Source organism: Thermoanaerobaculia bacterium (genome assembly GCA_018057705.1).
GTDB lineage: Bacteria > Acidobacteriota > Thermoanaerobaculia > Multivoradales > JAGPDF01 > JAGPDF01.
The window spans coordinates 1-6,712 of the sequence record JAGPDF010000134.1 but is presented as its reverse complement, the minus strand read 5'-3'; the positions used below and the strand labels follow the sequence as shown (position 1 = coordinate 6,712).

At 71.5% G+C, this 6,712-nt stretch carries 4 protein-coding genes; 3 read left to right on the top strand and 1 reads right to left on the bottom strand.

Features of this window, described 5'->3' with window-relative positions; genetic code table 11:
- On the bottom strand, window positions 1-193 hold a 193-nt coding region (locus KBI44_20935; GenBank protein ID MBP9146950.1), incomplete at its 3' end, for a hypothetical protein.
- Between the two features lie 274 nt (window positions 194-467).
- Between KBI44_20935 and KBI44_20930 the strand changes: the two genes are divergently transcribed.
- The 3 genes from KBI44_20930 (at window position 468) to KBI44_20920 (ending at window position 6,687) form a co-directional block, all read left to right on the top strand.
- Window positions 468-3,740, top strand: coding sequence for a PAS domain S-box protein (locus KBI44_20930; protein ID MBP9146949.1), 3,273 nt, complete (start codon window positions 468-470; stop codon window positions 3,738-3,740).
- Window positions 3,741-3,774: 34 nt separating this feature from the next.
- Window positions 3,775-4,635 (top strand): cyclase family protein, encoded by an 861-nt coding sequence (locus KBI44_20925; GenBank protein MBP9146948.1) that lies wholly within the window; start codon window positions 3,775-3,777, stop codon window positions 4,633-4,635.
- A gap of 93 nt (window positions 4,636-4,728) precedes the next feature.
- The gene (locus tag KBI44_20920) at window positions 4,729-6,687 is read left to right on the top strand and encodes a SpoIIE family protein phosphatase (GenBank protein ID MBP9146947.1); all 1,959 of its coding nucleotides are present in this window, start codon (window positions 4,729-4,731) and stop codon (window positions 6,685-6,687) included.
- Window positions 6,688-6,712: the final 25 nt, after the last annotated feature.

Below are 6,712 nucleotides of genomic sequence, written 5' to 3'. Positions count from 1 at the left end.
AGAAGGCGGCGACGAAGAGAGGCAGGGTGTGCCACTGGAAACCGAGGCCGGAGGCGAAGCGCAGGCCGACGGCGAGCGGCACCGGGGCGTGCACCGCCACGAACCAGGCGGGCGAGAACTTGCGCACTCCGGCCCGCCAGAAACCGAACGGCAGGTTGATCAGCAGCACGGCGGCAGCGACGGTCCAGAGCATGGGCGGAGAGCCGGCGGGAGGGCGAAGGACGCCGACCGGGCTCGCCTGCGAGGCTAGCACGGGCCGGCGGGGCCTCCCCCATACGGCGGCCGGAGCTCGCGGGCGCGCTCATGCCGAGGGCCCAGGTCCGCCAATGGGAGTAGAGTGCTCCAGGGTAGCGCGAGAGCTCGCGCTGCCCGGAGGTGCAGATGTCCGGGAGTGAGGGCCCGTTCTCGACCCGAGCCGGTGCAGGGTCCGGCCGGAACGCCGTGAGCGATCCGACGAACGGTCCAGAATGTGGCGCGGGGGCGCGCCGCCCGCCGCCGTCTTCGCGAACATCGCCGCTCCGATGCAGGCCGAAGAAGCGATGAGCCAGTCGGAGAGTTTCGTGCGCTCGACGCTCGACAGCCTCGATTCGCACATCGCTGTGGTCGGCGAGTCGGGCGAGATCCTGTCGGTGAACGAGGCCTGGCGGAGATTCTGCGCGGCGAACGGCGGGGACGCGGGGAGTGCCTGCGGCGTGGGCGTGAACTACCTCCACGTCTGCGAAGTCGCCGCGGCGGACGGCTGCGGGGCCGCCGGCGAGTTCGCCGAAGGACTGCGCGCCGTGCTTGCACGCCAGAGCCCGGGGTTCGCGCTCGAGTACGAATGTCACTCGCCGGAGGTCCGGCGCTGGTTCGTCGCTCGCGTCACGCCTGCCGGACAGGGCCCTCTCCGCGCCGTCATCGCGCATGAGAACATCACCCATCGCGTCCTCGCCGAAGAGGCCCTCGTCGCCGAGCGCTCGCGCCTGCGGACCGTCCTCGACACCATTCCGGATCTCGTCTGGATGAAGGACCCCGCAGGTGTCTTCCTGGCCTGCAACGACGCGTTTGCGCGCATGATGGATTCGAGCGTCGAGGAGATCCTCGGGCGGTGCGACGCCGACTTCTTTCCGGCGGAGGTCGCCGAGGCTTTCCGCCACAACGACCTCCGGGCGATCGAGCTCGGAGGGCCCTGGGTCAGCGAGGAATGGATCGAGCCGAAGAATGTGCCGAAATCGGCGTGCTTCGAGACCATCAAGACTCCCGTGCGGGATCCCGGCGGGAAGCTCCTGGGCGTTCTCGGCATCGCGCGCGACGTGACCCAGGCGCGCGCCGTCGCCGAGTCGTTGCGCCAGAGCGAGGAGCACTACCGGGCGCTCGCCGAGACGACCTTCGACTGGATCTGGGAGGTCGACGCTGCGGCGCGCTATACCTTCGTCAGCCCGCGGGTCGTGCAACTGCTGGGATACGAGCCGGACGAAGTCCTCGGGCGAACGCCGTTCGCCCTGATGCCGGAGGAGGAGGCGGCTCGGGTCGGCGAGCTCTTCTGGAGCTATGCCACGCGCCAGGCCCCGTTCGCCAATCTCGAGAACGTCAACCTCCACAAGGACGGCCGGCTCGTCGTTCTGGAGAGCAGCGGTGTCCCCTTCTTCGGTCCGACAGGGGACCTGCGCGGATATCGCGGCATGGACCGCGACATCACGGCCCGCAAGCAGGCGGAGCGCCGTTCGGCGATGCAGGCGGAGGTGAGCCGGGTCCTGGCGGCCTCGTCCTCGCTCGCTGAGGCGGCACGGGGGCTCCTGCAAGCGATCGGCGAGCCAGAGAAGTGGTCCTTCGGAGCCCTCTGGGAGTGCGGTCAGGGAGATTCGACGCTCGCTTGCGTCGACTGGTGGGCCGCACCGGGCGTCGATGCCGCGGCGCTCGGCGCGGCGACACGTCGTCTCCGCCTGCGCCGCGGCGAGGGTTTTCCCGGCGAGATCTGGGCCGAGGCCCGGCCACGCTGGATTGCCGATCTGCCAGCCGACAAGGACTGCAGACGTCAGGCGGAGGCGGCGGCACTCCACCTGCGGGGCGCTGTCGGATTCCCGATCCGGTTGGGCGAGGAGCTCCTGGGCGTCATCGACTTCCTGGGCATGAGCATGAGCGAACCGGACCCCGCTCTGCAGGAGGCCTTCGAATCCGTCGGCCGACAGATCGGTCTGTTCGTCGACCGGCGGCGCGGCGAGACGGCGTTGCGGCGCTTCGTCTCCGGTAGCCCGGCGGTCATTTACGCCCTGCGGATCGAGGCGGAGGGGCAGCGCCTCGTCTGGTACAGCGACAACATCGAAGCCATGACCGGCTGGGAGTCGATCCCCGGGGACGGTGCCCGGTGGTGGGCCGAGAATGTCCATCCGGAGGATCAGTCGGCGATCCAGGCGAGTTTCGCGCTGCCCTACGAGCACGATCATCTGGTGCTGGAGTTCCGCTTCCGGCGGCGCGACGGGCGCTTCCTCTGGGTGCGGGACGAGCGCCGGCTGCTGCGCGACGCCGATGGCCGGCCGACCGAGATCGTGGGCTCCTGGACCGACGTCACGGAGCGTGTGGAGCTCGAGGAAAAGCTGCGGGTGGCGCAGAAGCTCGAAGCCATCGGCCGGCTGGCGGGCGGTGTGGCGCACGACTTCAACAACATGCTGACGGTGATCGGCGGCAACGGCGAGATGCTCGATCGGGCGCTCGCGCCCGGGGCGACGGAGCGTCTCCTGCTCGGCGAGATCCGCGAGGCCGCGGCGCGCGCGGCGACGCTCACCCGGCAGCTCCTCGCCTTCAGCCGCACCCAGGTCCTGGCGCCGCAGGTCGTCGGGCTGGACGCGGTCGTCGGCGGGGTCGAATCGATGCTGCGCCGGCTGATCGGCGAGGACATCGCGCTCACCTGCGAGCTCGGCCCCGAGACCGGCCACGTCCTGGTCGATCCCGGACAGCTCGAGCAGGTGATCGTCAATCTCGTCGTCAACGCCCGCGATGCGATGCCGCAGGGTGGAACGCTGACGTTGCGGACCGACGCCGTCGAGCTCGATGCGGGCGCCTGTCGCAGTCGCCCTGGGCTCGCGCCCGGGCGTTTCGCCCGCCTGACGGTTCGCGACTCGGGCACCGGCATGAGCGCCGAAATCCGCGAGCGAATCTTCGAACCGTTCTTCACCACCAAGCCGGTCGGCACGGGCACCGGACTCGGTCTGTCGACCGTCTTCGGCATTGTCCAGCAGAGCGGTGGCCACATCGGCGTGGAGAGCGTCGAGGGGCAGGGGACATCGTTCGAGATCTGCCTGCCGCAGCTGCCCGCGCCGGCGGAGGGCGCAGTCCGTGCACCGGCCGCGGCCGCGGCGCCGAGCGGGAAAGAGACCGTCCTGCTGGTCGAGGACGAAGCGGGTGTGCGCCGGGTGGCCCGGCTCGCCCTCGAGAGGCAGGGCTACACCGTGCACGTCGCCGCGAGCGGAAGGGAGGCACTCGGGATCGCGGAGCAGCAGGGCGACGCGATCGACCTCCTCCTGACCGACCTGGTGATGCCGGAGATGAGCGGGCGGGAGCTCGCCGACATCCTGCGCGCCCGCCGTCCCGGACTCGCGGTGCTGCTGATGAGCGGCTACGTCGAGGACGATTTCGTCCGCCATGGCGTGGTGACCGACGAGGTGGCTTTCCTGCACAAGCCGTTCTCCCTGGACGAGCTCGCCCGGGCGGTTCGCAAGGTGCTCGACGAAGCGCGGGCTCCTGGAGGGCCCGGTCGGAGTTGACAGTGCGCCATCCGGGCTCGCAGGATGATGCGCCATGAAGAGCTCACTCTGCAGACTCGGATCCCGGCTCACAGCGTTCGTCCTCTTCGCCCTCGGCTCGGGGGCCGGCGTCGCCACCGACGCTCCGCCGGCGGCAACTGCGACCCCAGCGCCGACGGCGGCGGGCTTGAACCTCGCGACCGTCGATGTCGTCGATCTCTCGCATCCCTTCGATGCCCGGACCCTCTACTGGCCGAGCGCCGCCGGCCTGCAGTTTTCGCTGGAGGTCCTGCACTCCGGACCCACGCCGGCGGGCTGGTTCTATGCCGCGAACCGCTTCTGCACGCCGGAGCACGGCGGCACCCACCTCGACGCCCCGCTCCATTTCGCCTTTGGCAAGCGATCCGTGGACCAGGTGCCGCTGCGTCAGTTGGTGGCGCCGGGAGTGGTGATCGACGTCCGGGAGCAGTGCGCGAAAGAGGCCGACTATCGCCTCGTGCCGGGCGACCTCGCCGCCTGGGAGGCTGTGCACGGCCGCATTCCGCCGGGCGCCATCGTGCTGCTGCGAACGGGCTGGGAGACGCGCTGGGGAGACCGCAAGGCCTACTTCGGTGACGACACTCCCGGCGACGCGACGCACCTCCACTTCCCGTCCTTCGGCGCCGACGCGGCGCGCTGGCTGATCGAGGAGCGCGGCATCGGTGCGCTGGGTGTCGACACCGCGAGCATCGACCACGGCCCGTCGAGCGACTTCGCGGTGCACCGCATCGCTGCCGCGCGCGAGGTCCCGGGTCTCGAGAACCTGAAGAACCTCGGCGCGCTGCCGGCGCGGGACTTCTGGGTGGTGGCGCTGCCGATGAACATCGGCGGCGGGTCGGGTGCGCCGCTGCGCGCGATCGCCCTGGTCGGGCGCTGATCGCCGCGTCCCAGCCGGCCTGACACTCGTCCTCACCGGGGCGAGCCTGGGCGGCGTGCCTCTCGTGTACGCTTCGCCCTGTCCGGAGCGTCCATGTCGCGTACCCAACCCCTCCGCCATCGCCTCTTCCTCACCCAGGGGCTCGTCGTTCTTCTGCTCGCCGTGGGCGTTCTCGGCGCCGCGCTCTGGGGCGCGCGCCGCGCGGTCCAGGCGCTCTCCCGGGAGCTCGTCGACCGCGCGGCCCTCGAGGTCGAGACCCACCTCGAAGGGCTCTACGAGCCGGCCGCCGAACACCTCGATTCCCTGGCCGAGCTGCCCCGCCTCGGCCTCGTGCAGCCCGAGGGCGACGGCGCGGAGCTGCGCAGGCTCGCGCTGCCCTGGTTCGACGCCCGTACCGGCATCGGGGCCTTCGGACTGTTCACCGACGATGGCCACGGAGTCGCCCTGCGCCGCGGTGCCGCTGGATGGGAGGCGCTGACGATCCGGCCGGAGGGGGCTGCCGCGGCCGGCGGCGAGCCCGACGTTCCCGGCGCCACGCGGCGCGAGATCGATCTGCGGCTCGAGCCCTGGTGGTTAGCGGCGTCGACGGTGGAGGAGGACACGACGCCGCACTGGTCGGACCGGGTGGCGGGCGGGCTGGTGGAGCAGCGCGGTCTCGCCGTTTCGCGGCGCGTCACGACCGTGCAGGGCGAGGGGCGCGTGATCGTGGTCGAGCTGCTGCTCGACAGTCTGCTCGCGCATCTGGCCGCGCTCGAAGTCACGCCCGGAACGGTCACCGGAGTCCTCGATCCCCGCGAGCGGTTGATCGCCTGGTCCGGAGAGCTCGAAGGCCTGGGGGTTTCGCCGAATCCGGAGCTCTTCCTTAAGCGCCCGCGGGACCTCGGGCTGACGCTCTTCGCGGACGGGCGACGCGCCCTCGACGCCGCCGGTGCGGACGCGCGCAACGAGGCGCTGCGATTCTCGAGCGGGGGCGAAACCTGGTGGGGGCGGCTGCGGCCGTTCGCCTTGCCGGGCGGCGGCGAGCAGATGGTGGCGGTGCTCATCCCGGCGCGCGACCTGCTCACCGACCGCAATCGCCTCGTCTGGACCGTCGTAGGTTTGACGCTCCTCGCGCTCGGCCTCGCGCTCGCGAGTGCCCGGAGGGTCGGCCGGAGCGTCGCGGGCCCGGTCGAGACGCTGGTGGCGCGCAGCGAGCGCATCGCCGCCGGCGAGCTCGAGCCCGAGCCACCGGTGGCGACCGGCATCGCCGAGGTGGCACGGCTCGGGGAGGCGCAGGAGTCGATGCGCGCCGGGCTGAGGACGCTGCTCAAGCTGGAGCGCGACCTGCAGCTCGCGAGCCAGATCCAGCGCGCCACCTGGCCGACCGAATTGCCGCAGCACCCGGGGCTCGACATCGCAGCGAAGGCGCACCCCGCCGACGAGACCGGCGGCGACGGCTACGACCTGGTGCCGATCCCGGGAGAGCCGGCGGGCGGGACCTTCCTCTTCCTCGCCGACGCCACCGGGCACGGCATCGGTCCCGCGCTCTCGGTGACGCAGCTGCGCGCCATGCTGCGCATGGCGGTGCGCTCGGGGCTCGGGCTCGCCGATCTCATCAAGCCGGTCAACGACCAGCTCTGCGCCGATCTGCCGAAGAACCGCTTCATCACCGCCTGGTTCGGCCGCCTCGATCCGGATGGCCGCGGGCTCGATTCGCTCAGCGCGGGTCAGGCGCCGCTCCTGCACTACCATGCAGCCGACGACCGGCTCGAGGTCTTCAAGGCCGATCTGCCGCCCCTCGGCCTCTTTCCCGCCCTGCCGCCGCCGCGGGTCCGGCGCGTCGAGCTCGCGGCCGGCGACCTCTGGGTGGTGCTCTCCGACGGCTTCTTCGAGGCCGCCGACCCGGATGGGGAGGAGCTCGGCGTCGAGCGTATCGGCGAGGTCCTGCGTCGCTGCCGCGACCTTCCGGCTGCCGGGATCCTCGAGGAGCTGTGGGCCGAGTTGCATCGCTTCACCCGCGGGGCGCCCGCGGCCGACGACCAGACGGCGGTGCTCCTGCGGCGCCTGACCTGAACCGGGTGCTGCCTTCGCGCAGAAT